This window comes from Escherichia fergusonii ATCC 35469 (genome assembly GCF_000026225.1).
Lineage (GTDB): Bacteria > Pseudomonadota > Gammaproteobacteria > Enterobacterales > Enterobacteriaceae > Escherichia > Escherichia fergusonii.
Genome location: NC_011740.1, coordinates 386,590 through 404,195 on the forward strand (window position 1 = coordinate 386,590; position 17,606 = coordinate 404,195).

The following is a 17,606-nucleotide window of genomic DNA, read 5'->3' on the forward strand; positions in this document are numbered from 1 at the left end:
ACATATTGACTATCCGGTATTACCCGGCATGACAGGAGTAAAAATGGCTATCGACGAAAACAAACAGAAAGCGTTGGCGGCAGCACTGGGCCAGATTGAGAAACAATTTGGTAAAGGCTCCATCATGCGCCTGGGTGAAGACCGTTCCATGGATGTGGAAACCATCTCTACCGGTTCGCTTTCACTGGATATCGCGCTTGGGGCAGGTGGTCTGCCGATGGGCCGTATCGTCGAAATCTACGGACCGGAATCTTCCGGTAAAACCACGCTGACGTTACAGGTGATCGCCGCAGCCCAGCGTGAAGGTAAAACCTGTGCGTTTATCGATGCTGAACACGCGCTGGACCCAATCTATGCACGTAAACTGGGCGTCGATATCGACAACCTGCTGTGCTCCCAGCCGGACACCGGCGAGCAGGCACTGGAAATCTGTGACGCTCTGGCGCGTTCTGGCGCAGTAGACGTTATCGTCGTTGACTCCGTGGCGGCACTGACGCCGAAAGCGGAAATCGAAGGTGAAATCGGCGACTCTCACATGGGCCTTGCGGCACGTATGATGAGCCAGGCGATGCGTAAGCTGGCGGGTAACCTGAAGCAGTCCAACACGCTGCTGATCTTCATCAACCAGATCCGTATGAAAATTGGTGTGATGTTCGGTAACCCGGAAACGACTACCGGTGGTAACGCGCTGAAATTCTACGCTTCTGTTCGTCTCGATATCCGTCGCATCGGCGCGGTGAAAGAGGGCGAAAACGTGGTGGGTAGCGAAACCCGCGTGAAAGTGGTGAAGAACAAAATTGCTGCGCCGTTTAAACAGGCTGAATTCCAGATCCTCTACGGCGAAGGTATCAACTTCTACGGCGAACTGGTTGACCTGGGCGTGAAAGAGAAGCTGATCGAGAAAGCGGGCGCGTGGTACAGCTACAAAGGTGAGAAGATCGGTCAGGGTAAAGCGAATGCGACTGCCTGGCTGAAAGACAACCCGGAAACTGCTAAAGAGATCGAGAAGAAAGTACGTGAGTTGCTGCTGAGCAACCCGAACTCAACGCCGGATTTCTCTGTAGATGACAGCGAAGGCGTAGCAGAAACTAACGAAGATTTTTAATCGTCTTGTTTGATACACAAGGGTCGCATCTGCGGCCCTTTTGCTTTTTAAGTTGTAAGGGTATGCCATGACAGAATCAACATCCCGTCGCCCGGCATATGCTCGCCTGTTGGATCGTGCGGTACGCATTCTGGCGGTGCGCGATCACAGTGAGCAAGAACTGCGACGTAAACTTGCGGCACCGATCATGGGCAAAAATGGCCCGGAAGAGATTGATGCCACGGTAGAAGATTACGAGCGTGTTATTGCCTGGTGCCATGAACATGGCTATCTCGATGACAGCCGATTTGTTGCGCGCTTTATCGCCAGCCGTAGCCGCAAAGGTTATGGACCTGCGCGTATTCGTCAGGAACTGAATCAGAAAGGTATTTCCCGCGAAGCGACAGAAAAAGCGATGCGTGAATGTGACATCGACTGGTGCGCACTGGCGCGCGATCAGGCGACGCGAAAATATGGCGAACCTTTGCCAACTGTCTTTTCAGAAAAAGTTAAGATCCAGCGTTTTCTGCTCTATCGCGGCTATCTGATGGAGGATATCCAGGATATTTGGCGAAATTTTGCCGACTGAACGCATACGGTATTTTACTTCCCAGTCAAGAAAACTTATCTTATTCCCACTTTTCAGTTACCAGCCCGGCGGTTAAGACACGCTGTAGCTGGTGGCGATATTTCGTTAGCTTGATTTCAGGATAATTATGAGCAAGAGCACCGCTGAGATCCGTCAGGCGTTTCTCGACTTTTTCCATAGTAAGGGACATCAGGTAGTTGCCAGCAGCTCCCTGGTACCCCATAACGACCCAACTTTGTTGTTTACCAACGCCGGGATGAACCAGTTCAAGGATGTGTTCCTTGGGCTCGACAAGCGTAATTATTCCCGCGCTACCACTTCCCAACGCTGCGTGCGTGCGGGTGGTAAACACAACGACCTGGAAAACGTCGGTTACACCGCGCGTCACCATACCTTCTTCGAAATGCTGGGCAACTTCAGCTTCGGCGACTATTTCAAACACGATGCTATTCAGTTTGCATGGGAACTGCTGACCAGCGAAAAATGGTTTGCCCTGCCGAAAGAGCGTCTGTGGGTTACCGTCTATGAAAGCGACGACGAAGCCTACGAAATCTGGGAAAAAGAAGTAGGGATCCCGCGCGAACGTATTATTCGCATCGGCGATAACAAAGGTGCGCCATACGCATCTGACAACTTCTGGCAGATGGGCGACACTGGTCCGTGTGGCCCGTGCACCGAAATCTTCTACGATCACGGCGACCACATTTGGGGTGGCCCTCCGGGAAGTCCGGAAGAAGACGGCGACCGTTACATTGAGATTTGGAACATCGTCTTCATGCAGTTCAACCGCCAGGCAGATGGCACGATGGAACCGCTGCCGAAGCCGTCTGTAGATACCGGTATGGGTCTGGAGCGTATTGCTGCGGTGCTGCAACACGTTAACTCTAACTATGACATTGACCTGTTCCGCACGCTGATCCAGGCAGTAGCAAAAGTCACTGGCGCGACCGATCTGAGCAATAAATCGCTGCGCGTAATCGCTGACCACATTCGTTCTTGTGCGTTCCTGATCGCGGATGGCGTAATGCCGTCCAACGAAAACCGTGGTTATGTACTGCGTCGTATCATTCGTCGCGCAGTGCGTCACGGTAATATGCTCGGCGCGAAAGAAACCTTCTTCTACAAACTGGTTGGTCCGCTGATCGACGTTATGGGCTCGGCGGGTGAAGACCTGAAACGCCAGCAGGCGCAGGTTGAGCAGGTGCTGAAGACTGAAGAAGAGCAGTTTGCCCGCACTCTGGAGCGCGGTCTGGCGCTGCTGGACGAAGAGCTGGCGAAACTTTCTGGCGATACGCTGGATGGCGAAACTGCTTTCCGTCTGTATGACACCTACGGTTTCCCGGTTGACCTGACGGCTGATGTTTGTCGTGAACGCAACATCAAAGTTGACGAAGCTGGTTTTGAAGCAGCAATGGAAGAGCAGCGTCGTCGTGCGCGCGAAGCCAGCGGCTTTGGTGCCGATTACAACGCAATGATCCGTGTTGACAGCGCATCTGAGTTTAAAGGTTATGACCATCTGGAACTGAACGGCAAAGTGACCGCGCTGTTTGTTGATGGTAAAGCGGTTGATGCCATTAATGCAGGCCAGGAAGCTGTGGTCGTGCTGGATCAAACGCCATTCTATGCGGAATCTGGCGGTCAGGTTGGCGATAAAGGCGAACTGAAAGGTGCTAACTTCTCCTTTGCGGTGGAAGATACGCAGAAATACGGCCAGGCGATTGGTCATATCGGTAAACTTGCTGCGGGTTCTCTGAAAGTGGGCGACGCGGTGCAGGCTGATGTTGATGAGGCTCGTCGCGCTCGTATTCGTCTGAATCACTCCGCAACGCACCTGATGCACGCTGCGCTGCGCAAGGTTCTGGGTACTCATGTATCGCAGAAAGGTTCACTGGTTAACGACAAAGTGCTGCGCTTCGACTTTTCACACAACGAAGCGATGAAACCAGAAGAGATTCGAGCAGTCGAAGACCTGGTGAACGCGCAGATTCGCCGTAACTTGCCGATCGAAACCAACATCATGGATCTCGAAGCGGCGAAAGCGAAAGGTGCGATGGCGCTGTTTGGCGAGAAGTATGATGAGCGCGTACGCGTGCTGAGCATGGGCGATTTCTCCACCGAGCTGTGTGGCGGTACTCACGCCAGCCGCACCGGTGATATTGGTCTGTTCCGCATCATCTCTGAATCGGGTACTGCTGCAGGCGTTCGTCGTATCGAAGCGGTAACCGGAGAAGGCGCTATCGCCACCGTTCATGCAGACAGCGATCGCTTAAGCGAAGTCGCACATCTGCTGAAAGGCGATAGCAATAATCTGGCTGATAAAGTGCGTTCAGTACTGGAACGTACGCGTCAGCTGGAAAAAGAGTTACAACAGCTTAAAGAACAGGCTGCCGCACAGGAGAGTGCAAATCTTTCCAGTAAGGCAATTGATGTTAATGGTGTTAAGCTGTTGGTTAGCGAGCTTAGCGGTGTTGAGCCGAAGATGTTGCGTACCATGGTTGACGATTTAAAAAATCAGCTGGGGTCGACAATTATCGTGCTGGCAACGGTAGCCGAAGGTAAGGTTTCTCTGATTGCAGGCGTATCTAAGGACGTCACAGATCGTGTGAAAGCAGGGGAACTGATTGGTATGGTCGCTCAGCAGGTGGGTGGCAAGGGTGGTGGACGTCCTGACATGGCGCAAGCCGGTGGTACGGATGCTGCGGCCTTACCTGCAGCGTTAGCCAGTGTGAAAGGCTGGGTCAGCGCGAAATTGCAATAATATAAGCGTCAGGCAATGCCGTGGACTCGCTTCACGGCATTCGCATTAACGCTATCGACAACGATAAAGTCAGGTTGAAGTTGTGTATATCGGCTAAACTTAGGTTTAACAGAATGTAATGCCATGACTGCTTACATGTAATGTGTTTGTCATTGCTTACTTTTTGGCGTTATATGATGGATAATGCCGGGATACAGAGAGACCCGACTCTTTTAATCTTTCAAGGAGCAAAGAATGCTGATTCTGACTCGTCGAGTTGGTGAGACCCTCATGATTGGGGATGAGGTCACCGTGACAGTTTTAGGGGTAAAGGGCAACCAGGTACGTATTGGCGTAAATGCCCCGAAGGAAGTTTCTGTTCACCGTGAAGAGATCTACCAGCGTATCCAGGCTGAAAAATCCCAGCAGTCCAGTTACTAATCTTTCCGCGTCTCATCTTTATCGGTGAGACGCACCCTCAAAATTACTCCTTCACTCCATTGCCTTTTCGCTTTACTCCCGTTCATTCAACTTAAGTCTCCATTTTTTGCATTACTGCTATCTGTCAGACCTCCGTTTTTCTGTTGATAAAACACTCTTTTTGACGTTTTTACAGACTAATTGAGCGTGAAGTGTGCAAACGATAAAAGTGTGGGAAAAATTGTTTGACTTATAAGTCTCAGAAAGTAATATGTGCGCCACGCAGCGACGATGAGCGATAAACAAGTTCTTCGAAGCACTCGTAAGAGGCGTGTGGTGAGGTGGCCGAGAGGCTGAAGGCGCTCCCCTGCTAAGGGAGTATGCGGTCAAAAGCTGCATCCGGGGTTCGAATCCCCGCCTCACCGCCATTTGCATCCGTAGCTCAGCTGGATAGAGTACTCGGCTACGAACCGAGCGGTCGGAGGTTCGAATCCTCCCGGATGCACCATATTCTACGAAATCTTCAGCGATGAAGGTGTCGAAGAGGTGGCGGTACTAACCGCAAGCACCAGGGAGGATAACGTTGCTTTAGCAACGGCCCGAAGGGCGAGCCGTAAGGCGAGTAATCCTCCCGGATGCACCATCTCTTACTTGATACGGCTTTAGTAGTGGTATCAAAAAATCTACAGTAAAGTAAGTTTCCCGATGCATCCGTAGCTCAGCTGGATAGAGTACTCGGCTACGAACCGAGCGGTCGGAGGTTCGAATCCTCCCGGATGCACCATCTCTTACTTGATATGGCTTTAGTAGCGATATCAATATCAGCAGTAAAATAAATTTCCCGATGCATCCGTAGCTCAGCTGGATAGAGTACTCGGCTACGAACCGAGCGGTCGGAGGTTCGAATCCTCCCGGATGCACCATATTCTCCGAAATCTTCAGCAATGAAGATATCGAAGAGGTAGCGGAATTAACCGCAGGCACCAGGAAGGATAACGTTGCTTTAGCAACGGCCCGAAGGGCGAGCCACAAGGCGAGTAATCCTCCCGGATGCACCATCTCTTATTTGATATGGCTTTAGTAGTGGTATCAATATCAGCAGTAAAGTAAGTTCTCCCGATGCATCCGTAGCTCAGCTGGATAGAGTACTCGGCTACGAACCGAGCGGTCGGAGGTTCGAATCCTCCCGGATGCACCATATTCTCCGTAATCTTCAGCGATGATGGTATGGAAGAGGCGATGGTAATCACCGTCTGCTCCAGGGAGGATAACGTTGCGGCAGCAACGGCCCGAAGGGCGAACGCCAGTGAGTCATCCTCCCGGATGCACCATATTCTCCAAAAATTTCCGTCAAAAATATCTCATTTCTAAATAGCTACTTTATCCATTTTCTGAATATTCTTCTCCTTCGCCATCAGCGACAAAATCAAGCAATTACGCTAAAGTAGCGTCATATTTTTCGACTTGCGAGAAGACCATGTACGAGCGTTATGCAGGTTTAATTTTTGATATGGATGGCACAATCCTGGATACGGAGCCTACGCACCGTAAAGCGTGGCGCGAAGTATTAGGGCACTACGGTCTTCAGTACGATGTTCAGGCGATGATTGCGCTTAATGGCTCGCCCACGTGGCGCATTGCTCAGGCGATTATTGAGCTTAATCAGGCCGATCTCGATCCCCATGCATTAGCCCGCGAGAAAACCGATGCCGTAAGAAGCATGTTGCTCGATAGCGTCGAACCACTCCCCCTTGTCGAAGTGGTGAAAAGCTGGCACGGACGTCGACCAATGGCTGTAGGAACGGGGAGTGAAAGCGCCATCGCTGAGGCACTGCTAACGCACCTGGGATTACGCCGTTATTTTGACGCCGTCGTTGCTGCCGATCACGTCAAACATCATAAACCTGCGCCAGACACATTTTTGTTGTGCGCGCAGCGTATGGGCGTGCAACCAACGCAGTGTGTGGTCTTTGAAGATGCCGATTTCGGTATTCAGGCGGCCCGTGCTGCAGGCATGGACGCTGTGGATGTTCGCTTGCTGTGAGTGAAGCTTTATCGCTTTTCTCGTTGTTTGCCAGTAGTTTCCTCAGCGCTACACTATTACCCGGTAATTCCGAAGTCGTGCTGGTTGCAATGTTGCTTTCCGGGGTAAGTCATCCCTGGGTTTTAGTTTTAACAGCAACAATGGGTAATAGCCTTGGAGGGTTAACTAACGTTATCCTTGGGCGTTTCTTTCCATTGCGTAAAACATCGCGCTGGCAAGAGAAAGCTACCGGCTGGCTGAAACGCTATGGTGCAGTCACGCTATTATTAAGCTGGATGCCCGTGGTTGGCGATTTACTGTGTCTGTTAGCGGGATGGATGCGCATCTCCTGGGGGCCAGTAATCTTTTTTTTGTGCCTTGGTAAAGCGTTACGCTATGTTGCAGTTGCAGCAGCGACCGTTCAGGGCATGATATGGTGGCACTAATTGTAGGCCTGCACACATGGTCACCATTACAGTTATGCTAATTAAAACGATTTTGACAGGCGGGAGGTCAACTTGATCCCGGACGTATCACAGGCGCTGGCCTGGCTGGAAAAACATCCTCAGGCGTTAAAGGGGATACAGCGTGGGCTGGAGCGCGAAACTTTGCGTGTTAATGCTGATGGCACACTGGCAACAACAGGTCATCCTGAAGCATTAGGTTCCGCACTGACGCATAAATGGATTACTACCGATTTTGCGGAAGCATTGCTGGAATTTATTACACCAGTGGATGGTGATATTGAACATATGCTGACCTTTATGCGCGATCTGCATCGCTATACGGCGCGCAATATGGGCGATGAGCGGATGTGGCCGTTAAGTATGCCATGCTATATCGCAGAAGGTCAGGACATCGAACTGGCACAGTACGGCACTTCTAACACCGGACGCTTTAAAACGCTGTACCGTGAAGGGCTGAAAAATCGCTACGGCGCGCTGATGCAAACCATTTCCGGCGTGCACTACAATTTCTCTTTGCCCATGGCATTCTGGCAAGCGAAGTGCGGCGATATCTCGGGCGCTGATGCCAAAGAGAAAATTTCTGCGGGCTATTTCCGCGTTATTCGCAATTACTATCGTTTCGGTTGGGTCATTCCTTATCTGTTTGGCGCGTCTCCGGCGATTTGTTCTTCTTTCTTGCAAGGAAAACCAACGTCGCTGCCGTTTGAGAAAACTGAGTGCGGTATGTATTACCTGCCGTATGCGACCTCTCTTCGTTTGAGCGATCTTGGCTATACCAACAAATCGCAAAGCAATCTTGGTATCACCTTCAACGATCTCTACGAGTACGTAGCGGGCCTTAAACAGGCAATCAAAACGCCATCGGAAGAGTACGCAAAGATTGGTATTGAGAAAGACGGTAAGCGGTTGCAAATCAACAGCAATGTGCTGCAGATTGAAAACGAACTGTACGCGCCGATTCGTCCAAAACGCGTTACCCGCAGCGGCGAGTCGCCTTCTGATGCACTGTTACGTGGCGGCATTGAATATATTGAAGTGCGTTCGCTGGACATCAACCCGTTCTCGCCGATTGGTGTAGATGAACAACAGGTGCGATTCCTCGACCTGTTTATGGTCTGGTGTGCGCTGGCTGATGCACCGGAAATGAGCAGTAGCGAACTTGCCTGTACACGCGTTAACTGGAACCGGGTGATCCTCGAAGGTCGCAAACCGGGCCTGACGCTGGGTATCGGCTGCGAAACCGCGCAGTTCCCGTTGCCGCAGGTGGGGAAAGATTTGTTCCGCGATCTAAAACGCGTGGCGCAAACGCTGGATAGCATTAACGGCGGCGAAGCGTACCAGAAAGTGTGTGATGAACTGGTCGCCTGCTTCGATAATCCCGATCTGACTTTCTCTGCCCGTATCTTAAGGTCTATGATTGATACTGGTATTGGCGGAACAGGTAAAGCGTTTGCTGAAGCGTACCGTAATCTGCTGCGTGAAGAGCCGCTGGAAATTCTGCGTGAAGAGGATTTTGTAGCCGAGCGCGAGGCGTCTGTACGCCGTCAGCAGGAAATGGAAGCCGCTGATACCGAACCGTTTGCGGTGTGGCTGGAAAAACACGCCTGACAGAAAAGAAAAAGGCCACTCGTGAGTGGCCAAAATTTCATCTCTGAATTCAGGGATGATGATAACAAATGCGCGTCTTTCATATACTCAGACTCGCCTGGGAAGAAAGAGTTCAGAAAATTTTTAAAAAAATTACCGGAGGTGGCTAAATGCCGTTGTTAGATAGCTTCACAGTCGATCATACCCGGATGGAAGCGCCTGCAGTTCGGGTAGCGAAAACAATGAACACCCCGCATGGCGACGCAATTACCGTGTTCGATCTGCGCTTCTGCGTGCCGAACAAAGAAGTGATGCCAGAAAGAGGGATCCATACCCTGGAGCACCTGTTTGCTGGTTTTATGCGTAACCATCTTAACGGTAATGGCGTAGAGATTATCGATATCTCGCCAATGGGCTGCCGCACCGGTTTTTATATGAGTCTGATTGGTACGCCAGATGAGCAGCGTGTCGCTGATGCCTGGAAAGCGGCAATGGAGGACGTGCTGAAAGTGCAGGATCAGAATCAGATCCCGGAACTGAACGTCTACCAGTGTGGTACTTATCAGATGCATTCGTTGCAGGAAGCGCAGGATATTGCGCGTAGCATTCTGGAGCGCGATGTACGCATTAATAGTAATGAAGAACTGGCACTGCCAAAAGAGAAGTTGCAGGAATTGCACATCTAGTCAGTTTAAGCAGAAGAGGCCGGGCTGGTGAAATCACCGCCCGGCTTTTATTACCTGTCAGTCACCCGATATTCCACGCTATGTGCTTCATCAGGTTGAGGAACTTCCAGCCTTGAGGCCATCCGCATCACGACCGCTTCAGGAACGGCATACTCGCGCCTGGCATTTTGCTGCTTCCATTGCGCCCACGGTACTTCCAGATAAACGATTTTTACTCGTGCACCGTAAGCCGTAAACAGACTGATGAGCTGGCTACGCAACTGGCGGGTAATGTTCGTTGCATTCCAGATGAACGGCTTCTTCTGGCGTAAAAAAACGCGCGCTTCTTCTTTTGCCTGTTGCACAATACGCCCAGTGGCGGTTTTGTCGTCCGGACTGGCATTGATTCGCCGCCGCATATCATCAAGGCTGATAACGTTCACTCTCTGGCACTGTTCACTGATAAAGCGATCTTTGCCCATACCCGGTAAACCACACAGCAAAATAACCTCAAAAGATTCAGCCTCCCAGGGAACAAAATCAGGAGAACTTTGTTCATGGGTCAGGTAATGCCAGCGTGCGGAATCCGAAGCGAATGAACGCACTTTTCCCCAGCATTGTTGCTCCTGGCAAAATAGCTCGAACAGATCGATGCGTTCCAGCATTGATTGCTGATCATGACAATGGCGACCAAGCAGATCGGCACGAGCAAGCAAAGCGAGCAGACGCGTGTCGATGCGCATTGCAGCCGTGAGCAGCAAACGCTCCGGTTCCGGACGTTCCAGTAACCATAGCGGTAACCCATGCAGACGCACCAGCGCAACAATTTGCTCGCGCAGCACGAACGGCGTTGGGATATCGCGCCATAAAATTTGTCGGGCCGTCAATTCCCCCCGACGAGCATGACCAGGAGACTGAATACGTCCGTTTTCTTGCACGGTAGTACTGCGCTTTTCAACGTCATGCAATAACGCCGCCGCCCATAAAATTTCCTGCTGCTGAGCGGGGAGTTGCTGGAACTCTGGCAGAGCCACGAGCGCGTTCAGCACCATTTCAGTATGTACACCGACGTCGCCTTCACCATGATGCTCCGGGTCTTGTGGCGTGTGATGCATATCCTCAACCCAACTAAAATGCTGGCGTAGCGTCGACCAGCGTTTGTCGTCGGTAAGTTGCCAAATCATGACTGTTCTCCATAAGCGAACTCATGGGCCATCCGCGCCCGTTGCCAGTGTCGTTTCCAGTGCACGGTGGTTTTGACATGATTTTTGCGCACATACTTGAAGACGTTATGCGAAAAGTCAGCGACGGAAAACGCATCACGATTCCGGCTGACAATGCCTTCCAGCGTACAGGGTTGCCCGGTTTGTGTATCCCAGGGGGCGAACGCGCCGCGCGCATTGGTCAGCGCCAGAAAATCACGTTGCCAGCTTTGTTCATCATTCCCCGGCTGCGGGCCGGAGATTTCGGGAACGCAGGGGAAATCAAACAGAGCGGCGTAAAACTGCACCTCTTCCCAGCTCAGCCACATATCCTGGCAGCGAACGGCAAACAGATAAAAATCCTGCTCCAGGGCGCGATATTCAATCGAATGGACGGCATAAAGATTTTCACCAAACAACTCCAGGTCGCCGAGGTCGTTTTTCAGCAGTTGCCAGCGTTGGCGAATTTTATAGGTCCATGCCGACTGCGTAGGCGCGGCATGGGAACGGGCAAACACGCCGAAGCGATTAAGACAGTTATTTTCGCCGTCGAGTTTTTCAGTATGTACCAACTGCGAAATTGCCTGCATATCTTGCCAGTAACTGGCGTTAATGCGGTCATCGCTGGTGGTGCCAGGGGAGAAGGGATAATGCCAGGTTCTCCCGTATTTACGTTGGATAATCATAATAATCCATTATTTTGTGTGTAATAAATGTACGCCCGCGAGGGTGCGAGTTATGGGGTTAAAAGAAAAATGTGAGTATCACCCGCGAAAGCGAGGGCGAAGAAAAAAGAGAGTTAACAACCTGAGCGAATGCTCAGAACCGGTTAATGGTGAATGGAAGAGTTTGGGGCGGCGAAAAGATACACCGTTTGAGATGATAAAACAACCGTTTACAGAATGAGCAAATAAAAAGGGAGCCGCAGCTCCCTTTAACAACCTTAGTGCGCACCGCCTCCGCCGCCACCTGCGCCAAATGGCGGTTTAGCAAACCACACCAGCCCCAGCAGGACGAGGAATATCCCGGCTGACATCCAGAAGATCTCATTGGCGGAAATAATCAGCCCCTGATTAGTGATCTGCTGGGCAATCCAGCCTGATGCCTGTTGTTGCGTCATCCCCAGCCCTTCCAGTTGGCTGTACATCGCCTGAGCGTTCGGGTTAAACGGGTTTACCGACTCGGTTAACTGTGCGTGGTGCATCGACTCGCGGTTAGTCCACATGGTGGTGGTGATGGATGTGCCGATAGACCCCGCCAGCGTTCGCGTAAAGTTGGAGAGACTCGATGCCGCCGCCAGTCGTTCCGGTGGCAAACCGGACAGCGTAATGGTGGTCAGCGGCATAAAGAAGCAGGCCACCGCGAAGCCCTGGATAAACTGCGGCCAGGCCGACGCGCCAAAATCCATCCCCGGTTCAAAGGTATAAGCACGCCAGTAGAAGCAGACGGCATACATAATAAAGCTGAAGGTTACCAGTCGCCGCATATCCAGTTTATGTGCGAAGCGGCCGATAATCGGCGACAGGATCACCGGAATAATCCCTACCGGCGCAGAGGCCAGCCCAGCCCAGGTTGCTGTATAGCCGTAGACCTCTTGCAATAACTGCGGCAGCAGAACAATCGCGCCGAAGTAAAGCATATACGCGAGGCTGATACACAAGCAGCCGATGGTGAAGTTGCGCGATTTAAACAACGACAGATCGACTATCGGATTATCGTCAGTTAGCTCCCAGACAATGAGGAAGCTGATAGCCACCACCGCCACCACGGTGAGGATGATTATTTCCTGCGATGAGAACCAGTCCAGCTCTTTACCGCGGTCGAGCATAATCTGCAGGCTGCCGATACCAATCACCAGCAGTGCCAGCCCCACGGCATCAATCCGCCGCCGTTCGGTGCGGGTTTCGCGTCCGCGCAGGGTTTGCAGTGTCATCAACACCACCGCCACGCCAATCGGCACGTTGATGAAGAATATCCAGCCCCAGTGGTAATTATCACTGATATAACCGCCGAGGATTGGGCCGCAAATTGGCGCGACAATCACCGTCATCGACCACAACGCCAGCGCGATCGAGCGTTTGGCTGGCGGGTAGTTATTCAGCAATAGACTTTGCGAAAGCGGGATCAATGGCCCAGCGACAATCCCCTGAATCACGCGGAAGAAGATCAGCATATTCAGGCTGCTGGAGACACCACACGCCCACGATGCAATAGCAAAGGCGATGGTGGACCAGAGGAATAGTTTCACCTCCCCGACACGCTTTGCCAGCCAGCCGGTAAGCGGGATCGAGATGGCATTCGCCACCCCGAAAGAAGTGATTACCCACGTTCCCTGGCTGAGCGATGAGCCCAGGTTTCCGGCGATAGTGGGGATCGCTACGTTAGCAATGGTGGAGTCCAGCACCTGCATGAATGTCGCCAGTGACAGCGCAATCGTCATAATGACCAGTTGCGCGCCTTCCAGCGGTTTTTGCTGTTGCATTACACGCACCTCTGGATTAGCCAGCGTTAGCTTTTACGATATCGTCGATCAGTTTATTGACAGGTGCCAGGCTGATTTCACGCGCGGTGCTTACCGCTACCGGTGTGGAACGTACTTTATTTGCCAGTACCTGACCGTCACGGTTAGTGGTATTGACGCTCACCAGGGTGGATAAACCGATACGCAGCGGGTATTGCTCCAGCTGTTTTTGGTCCAGTTCAATACGTACAGGCAGACGCTGAACGACTTTTATCCAGTTACCAGTGGCATTTTGCGCCGGAAGCAGCGAGAACGCGCTACCTGTCCCCATATCCAGACCAACCACTTTACCGGTGTATTTCACATCATCGCCGTAAATATCGGTGGTGATGGTGACCGGCTGACCGATACGCATATTGGCAATCTGCGTCTCTTTAAAGTTGGCATCCACCCACATATTGGTGGCTGGAACGACCGCCATCAGCGGCGTCGTTGGGCTAATTTGCGCGCCAGGCTGTACTGCGCGGCGGGAGACATAACCGGTCATCGGACTGACAATACGGGTACGCTCCAGCGCCAGCCAGGCGTTACGTACTTCGGTGGCAGCCTGTTGCACGGCAGGCTGATCTTCCAGTTTAGTCCCCAGAATCATCGCCTGATTGGCATTGTATTGTTGAATGGCGACATCCAATTGCGCCTGGGCACTGATCACCGCGTCGCGGGCATGTTGCAGCTCTTCGCGACCAATCAGGTTGGCATTGCCCAGCGGCACACGACGGTTGTAGTCGCTTTGTGCTTTCGCGAGGGCGATTTTCTGCACCTCAATATTCGCCTGCAACTGTTTGCTGTTAATCATCAGTTGGTGGGTTTGGCGAACGCTGGAAGCCAGTGCCGTTTTGGCTTTTTCAAACGCCTGGCGAGCATCTGTCGGGTCGAGAGTGACCAGCACATCGCCTTCTTTTACAAAATCGGTGTTATCGGCCCAGACTTTCGTCACGCTGCCAGACACCTGAGACATAATTTGAATCTGATTCCCTGCCACATATGCGTCATCGGTTTCTTCGAAATGACGCAGTACCAAAAACCAATAAATCCCTATCGCTACGGCAATAATTATAAAGAGCAAGGTGAGAAGGAGGAGCAGACGCTTACGTTTGCCGCTCTTCTTTACCGGTTGCTGCGGGGTTTGAGTCTCCGCATTTGCGCTCATATTGTTCTCCACGATCTTCTTAACTCATCGGCTGAGCCGACCTGCTTGCCAAAAAGGCCAGCATGTTGCGATGCTGGCCAGTCATTTTTTCTGTTATAAATCTGGATTTTTGAGCGAGATGACGCGTTAGCTCATCGCTTCGAGAACCACACCGTCTTGTTCCATCTGGTCGAGACGGGAGAGCAATTTGCGGGTGATTTGCTCGAGTTGATCTTTTTCTGTTGTGCTGAGCGCGGACCAGAGTTGATGCAGGCAGTTATGCTGCGGCGGTAAAACCTCGCGCAAAAACTCGTGACCTTTTTCCGTTAATTGCAGATGCAGGCAACGACGATCGTTATCGCTTTCACGACGTTCGATCCAACCCCGTTTTTCCAGTTCATCTGCAATACGCGTCGCGTTGGTACGGGAAGAGCCCAGCGCACAGCTTAGTTCAGAAGGCTGAATACTGTGATTTTCCTGAGACTCAAGCGTAATCAACGCCATAAACAACGTCTCGTTAATCCCCTGAGCCTTAAGCATTTTATTGCGGTTTTCCAGCAGCTTGCTTTGCATATGCATACAAAGACGGGTCAGAAGGATCTCCTGATAAGGAAAATCTTCGTGGCGGCTGGCGCGAAATTTTAGCATTTGTTCAATGGGCGTAAACGAACTATCCATTTGGGTATGACCTCATTAATTTCAGCCGATATAGTAACGACAGTGACAAATAAAGTAAATGTATTGTTTTAGAAAAATGATTCTTTTGGTTTATATAACCGCCATCACTTTCCAGGCTAATCCGTAGCCCAGCGCACTCAAAAGAGTCGGAACAATGATGCTGCGTGTTTTGTAAAAACTCGCTCCCAGTACAGCAAAACCCACCAGCGTTGGAATGAACCGACGGCTGTCATGCATCACTTCTGGTGCAGTAGAAACAACCAGTAGTGCGCAAATCGAGGCGATGCCAATTGTGTCGAGTAAGATCCCGATCGTGCCGCGCCGTCCGGGGCGGACATTACCGACCCGCAGACGTAGCGGCAAATAGCGAAAACAGTAGTTAACCGCGCCAACCAGCAATCCAAGCAGCAGAACCTCATAACTCATCTGGAGCTCCTTGCCAGAACGCCTGAATTAACGCGGTAATACAACCACAGACAATACCTGCCAGAATGGCAACGGGGATAGAAAACAGCGTTACACCCGCAAGGGCACCAACTAACGCTGCGGTAACGCAAAGCGATTGTTTGCGTTGAAAAGAGGCGAGCAAAAAGCTCATAAAAAGCGCGGGCAACATAAAGCCTAATGCTGCTTCAACAGCAGGATAGCCTTGTAACAGACCGCAGCCAGAAAATGCGCCTATCACCGTGCCAAATACCCAGGACGACCAGGAGCTGAAAGCAATCCCGATCATCCAGTTTTCACTCCAGCGGCGATTATTACGTACCAGTTTTGCGGTTGCAGCAGCAAAAACTTCATCCGTCAGGCCAAACGCCCACAGTGCCGTTTTCGGTTTACTCAAACGCAGAGCAATGCGGCTACGCAACGACGGACCATACAGCACATGGCGTACATCCATCGCCATTACCGTCAGCGCCGCGACCCATAAACTGCTGCCAGCTGCCAACATGGTTGTAATGACGAACTGGCTCGCCCCTGCATAAATAATGCAGGAGAAAAACAGACTTTCGACGGGCGTAAAGCCCAGACGAGTCGCATTCATGCCAAATGCAAACGCTACCGGAATATAACTAATAACAATCGGTAAACTGTCTTTGCATCCTTCCATGAAAGTTGCCGAACCAGAAGCGGGCAGAGGGGCAGGGCTTTCCATAGAGTATTACGCTTATCTACCGCTAAAATTATAAATAGAGTGAATGAATATCATAACCTTATCAGACTGGGGGGCTTCTTAACACCCTTATCAGTGCAAAGCCACGTAAACGGTTGCCAATCGATTAATTTGCGGCTTCCTGACGGTGAAATCCTCGCCACCAGACCAGTAAATTCAACAGGGCAAGTGATGCGCCCGCCAGGCAAACACCTGTCCACCCTGCATGTTGCCATGCAGAGGCCGAAATCAGTGAACCGGCGGCGCCGCCAATAAAATAGCTGGTCATATATCCTGCGGTCAGACGATTACGGGCATCAGGGTAAATTCGGTAAATTACGGTCTGATTGGTGATATGCACGCCCTGCACGGTGAGATCCAGCACCAGGATGCCGATAATCAGCGCCAGTACGGATGTGTGACCAAACCAGATCGCCAGCCATGAAAGTAACAGCAGCAGCAGACCGAAAGTTGTGGTGTGGTGCGATTTGCCCTTATCGGCAAAACCGCCCGCCGGACGAGCGCCCAACGCTCCGGCAGCTCCCGCGAGTCCAAACAGACCAATTACGCCATCGCTGTAATTAAAAGGCGGTGCGGCGAGCAAAAAGGCCATTGAGGTCCAGAGAATGCTGAAGTTGGCAAAGGTCAGGCAGCCCAGCAACGCGCGGGTGCGCAGAATTTTATCGCTGATAAACATGCTGAAAACGGAACCAAGCAACTGTGGGTAGTTGAGGTGGGTTTCTGATTTCATTTGTGGCAGACCACGCCATAATGCCAGCGCCATCAGTGCCATTAACACCGAGGCAACCCAAAAGACGGTGCGCCAGCCGCCGAGGTTTGCCAGCAACCCGGCAACGGTTCGTGCCAGCAAGATCCCCAACAGCAGCCCGCTCATAATGGTGCCGACCACTTTGCCGCGTTTGTCCGGTGAAGCCAGCGTCGCTGCCAGCGGAACCAGAATTTGTGCCACGACCGAGAATAAACCGGTTAATGCCGTACCGAGGATCATCATCGCCAGCGACTGACTGCTGGCGGTAATCAACATACCGCCCGCTGCCAGTAAGGTCATCGAGACAATCAGGCGGCGGCGTTCAAACATATCACCGAGGGGAACAAGAAACAGCAGACCTGCGGCATAGCCCAACTGCGCGGCGGTAACAATAAAGCCTGCCGAACTGGCGGAAAGGGAAAAGTTACGCGCGATGGTGTCGAGTAATGGCTGGGCGTAATAGTTACTGGCTACCGCCAGACCGGTGGCGATAGACATCAGCACGATCAGTGCCGGGCTAAGCTCATGATTAGGTTTAGTCATTATTTTTGTTCATCAGGTGATGATTAAGCTGGAAATCAATAA

Annotated in this window: 16 protein-coding genes and 5 tRNA genes; 13 read left to right on the forward strand and 8 right to left on the reverse strand. The window is 51.7% G+C overall.

Annotated elements, in window-relative coordinates; genetic code table 11:
- Nucleotides 1-43: 43 nt before the first annotated feature.
- The 13 genes from recA (at nt 44) to luxS (ending at nt 9,593) form a co-directional block, all read left to right on the forward strand.
- A complete protein-coding gene (gene recA / locus EFER_RS02040; RefSeq protein ID WP_000963143.1) occupies nt 44-1,105 on the forward strand; it encodes a recombinase RecA in 1,062 nt (353 codons plus the stop codon).
- 67 nt (nt 1,106-1,172) lie between these two features.
- Nucleotides 1,173-1,673: a recombination regulator RecX gene (gene recX / locus EFER_RS02045; protein ID WP_000140516.1), complete on the forward strand. Its 501-nt coding sequence runs from the start codon at nt 1,173-1,175 to the stop codon at nt 1,671-1,673.
- A gap of 127 nt (nt 1,674-1,800) precedes the next feature.
- Complete coding sequence (gene alaS / locus EFER_RS02055) at nt 1,801-4,431, forward strand: alanine--tRNA ligase (RefSeq protein ID WP_000047167.1); 2,631 nt, start codon at nt 1,801-1,803, stop codon at nt 4,429-4,431.
- 234 nt (nt 4,432-4,665) lie between these two features.
- Nucleotides 4,666-4,851: a carbon storage regulator CsrA gene (gene csrA / locus EFER_RS02060; protein WP_000906486.1), complete on the forward strand. Its 186-nt coding sequence runs from the start codon at nt 4,666-4,668 to the stop codon at nt 4,849-4,851.
- 314 nt (nt 4,852-5,165) lie between these two features.
- A tRNA-Ser gene (locus tag EFER_RS02065) sits at nt 5,166-5,258 on the forward strand.
- 3 nt (nt 5,259-5,261) lie between these two features.
- A tRNA-Arg gene (locus EFER_RS02070) sits at nt 5,262-5,338 on the forward strand.
- A 199-nt stretch (nt 5,339-5,537) separates the two neighbouring features.
- Nucleotides 5,538-5,614 (forward strand) — tRNA-Arg (locus EFER_RS02075).
- 62 nt (nt 5,615-5,676) lie between these two features.
- A tRNA-Arg gene (locus EFER_RS02080) sits at nt 5,677-5,753 on the forward strand.
- Nucleotides 5,754-5,951: 198 nt separating this feature from the next.
- Nucleotides 5,952-6,028, forward strand: a tRNA-Arg gene (locus EFER_RS02085).
- A 279-nt stretch (nt 6,029-6,307) separates the two neighbouring features.
- Entirely contained in the window at nt 6,308-6,874 is a 567-nt protein-coding gene (gene yqaB / locus EFER_RS02090; protein ID WP_000273299.1) for a fructose-1-phosphate/6-phosphogluconate phosphatase, read from the forward strand.
- On the forward strand, nt 6,871-7,299 hold the full coding sequence (locus EFER_RS02095; protein ID WP_001287461.1) for a YqaA family protein: 429 nt from the start codon (nt 6,871-6,873) through the stop codon (nt 7,297-7,299). The genes yqaB and EFER_RS02095 overlap by 4 nt, the downstream gene beginning before the upstream one ends.
- A gap of 72 nt (nt 7,300-7,371) precedes the next feature.
- Complete coding sequence (gshA, locus tag EFER_RS02100) at nt 7,372-8,928, forward strand: glutamate--cysteine ligase (RefSeq protein ID WP_000611806.1); 1,557 nt, start codon at nt 7,372-7,374, stop codon at nt 8,926-8,928.
- A 149-nt stretch (nt 8,929-9,077) separates the two neighbouring features.
- The gene (gene luxS / locus EFER_RS02105; protein ID WP_001130211.1) at nt 9,078-9,593 is read left to right on the forward strand and encodes an S-ribosylhomocysteine lyase; all 516 of its coding nucleotides are present in this window, start codon (nt 9,078-9,080) and stop codon (nt 9,591-9,593) included.
- Nucleotides 9,594-9,643: 50 nt separating this feature from the next.
- On the opposite strand, the gene EFER_RS02110 is transcribed toward luxS, so the two are convergent.
- From EFER_RS02110 to EFER_RS02145, 8 genes are all read right to left on the reverse strand, one after another.
- Complete coding sequence (locus EFER_RS02110) at nt 9,644-10,756, reverse strand: ATP-binding protein (RefSeq protein WP_000638147.1); 1,113 nt, start codon at nt 10,754-10,756, stop codon at nt 9,644-9,646.
- Nucleotides 10,753-11,460: an RNA ligase family protein gene (locus tag EFER_RS02115; RefSeq protein ID WP_000586685.1), complete on the reverse strand. Its 708-nt coding sequence runs from the start codon at nt 11,458-11,460 to the stop codon at nt 10,753-10,755. The genes EFER_RS02110 and EFER_RS02115 overlap by 4 nt, the downstream gene beginning before the upstream one ends.
- A gap of 257 nt (nt 11,461-11,717) precedes the next feature.
- Nucleotides 11,718-13,256, reverse strand: coding sequence for a multidrug efflux MFS transporter permease subunit EmrB (gene emrB, locus EFER_RS02120; protein ID WP_012599898.1), 1,539 nt, complete (start codon nt 13,254-13,256; stop codon nt 11,718-11,720).
- A 16-nt stretch (nt 13,257-13,272) separates the two neighbouring features.
- Nucleotides 13,273-14,445: a multidrug efflux MFS transporter periplasmic adaptor subunit EmrA gene (gene emrA, locus EFER_RS02125; protein ID WP_012599899.1), complete on the reverse strand. Its 1,173-nt coding sequence runs from the start codon at nt 14,443-14,445 to the stop codon at nt 13,273-13,275.
- A gap of 126 nt (nt 14,446-14,571) precedes the next feature.
- Nucleotides 14,572-15,102: a multidrug efflux transporter EmrAB transcriptional repressor EmrR gene (emrR, locus tag EFER_RS02130; RefSeq protein WP_000378442.1), complete on the reverse strand. Its 531-nt coding sequence runs from the start codon at nt 15,100-15,102 to the stop codon at nt 14,572-14,574.
- A gap of 90 nt (nt 15,103-15,192) precedes the next feature.
- The gene (ygaH, locus tag EFER_RS02135) at nt 15,193-15,528 is read right to left on the reverse strand and encodes an L-valine transporter subunit YgaH (RefSeq protein WP_000119758.1); all 336 of its coding nucleotides are present in this window, start codon (nt 15,526-15,528) and stop codon (nt 15,193-15,195) included.
- On the reverse strand, nt 15,518-16,255 hold the full coding sequence (locus EFER_RS02140) for an AzlC family ABC transporter permease (RefSeq protein ID WP_000445602.1): 738 nt from the start codon (nt 16,253-16,255) through the stop codon (nt 15,518-15,520). Before EFER_RS02140 ends, ygaH begins: the two co-directional genes overlap by 11 nt.
- Before the next feature lie 124 nt (nt 16,256-16,379).
- The gene (locus EFER_RS02145; protein ID WP_000165704.1) at nt 16,380-17,564 is read right to left on the reverse strand and encodes an MFS transporter; all 1,185 of its coding nucleotides are present in this window, start codon (nt 17,562-17,564) and stop codon (nt 16,380-16,382) included.
- Nucleotides 17,565-17,606 lie beyond the last annotated feature (42 nt).

What these genes read in the sequence shown, in the direction of transcription:
- recA (WP_000963143.1), top strand. Translation starts at nt 44, where the DNA reads ATGGCTATCGACGAAAACAAACAGAAAGCGTTGGCGGCAGCACTGGGC.
- recX (WP_000140516.1), top strand. Translation starts at nt 1,173, where the DNA reads ATGACAGAATCAACATCCCGTCGCCCGGCATATGCTCGCCTGTTGGAT.
- alaS (WP_000047167.1), top strand. Translation starts at nt 1,801, where the DNA reads ATGAGCAAGAGCACCGCTGAGATCCGTCAGGCGTTTCTCGACTTTTTC.
- csrA (WP_000906486.1), top strand. Translation starts at nt 4,666, where the DNA reads ATGCTGATTCTGACTCGTCGAGTTGGTGAGACCCTCATGATTGGGGAT.
- yqaB (WP_000273299.1), top strand. Translation starts at nt 6,308, where the DNA reads ATGTACGAGCGTTATGCAGGTTTAATTTTTGATATGGATGGCACAATC.
- luxS (WP_001130211.1), top strand. Translation starts at nt 9,078, where the DNA reads ATGCCGTTGTTAGATAGCTTCACAGTCGATCATACCCGGATGGAAGCG.
- EFER_RS02110 (WP_000638147.1), bottom strand. Translation starts at nt 10,756, where the DNA reads ATGATTTGGCAACTTACCGACGACAAACGCTGGTCGACGCTACGCCAG.
- EFER_RS02115 (WP_000586685.1), bottom strand. Translation starts at nt 11,460, where the DNA reads ATGATTATCCAACGTAAATACGGGAGAACCTGGCATTATCCCTTCTCC.
- emrB (WP_012599898.1), bottom strand. Translation starts at nt 13,256, where the DNA reads ATGCAACAGCAAAAACCGCTGGAAGGCGCGCAACTGGTCATTATGACG.
- emrA (WP_012599899.1), bottom strand. Translation starts at nt 14,445, where the DNA reads ATGAGCGCAAATGCGGAGACTCAAACCCCGCAGCAACCGGTAAAGAAG.
- emrR (WP_000378442.1), bottom strand. Translation starts at nt 15,102, where the DNA reads ATGGATAGTTCGTTTACGCCCATTGAACAAATGCTAAAATTTCGCGCC.
- ygaH (WP_000119758.1), bottom strand. Translation starts at nt 15,528, where the DNA reads ATGAGTTATGAGGTTCTGCTGCTTGGATTGCTGGTTGGCGCGGTTAAC.
- EFER_RS02140 (WP_000445602.1), bottom strand. Translation starts at nt 16,255, where the DNA reads ATGGAAAGCCCTGCCCCTCTGCCCGCTTCTGGTTCGGCAACTTTCATG.
- EFER_RS02145 (WP_000165704.1), bottom strand. Translation starts at nt 17,564, where the DNA reads ATGACTAAACCTAATCATGAGCTTAGCCCGGCACTGATCGTGCTGATG.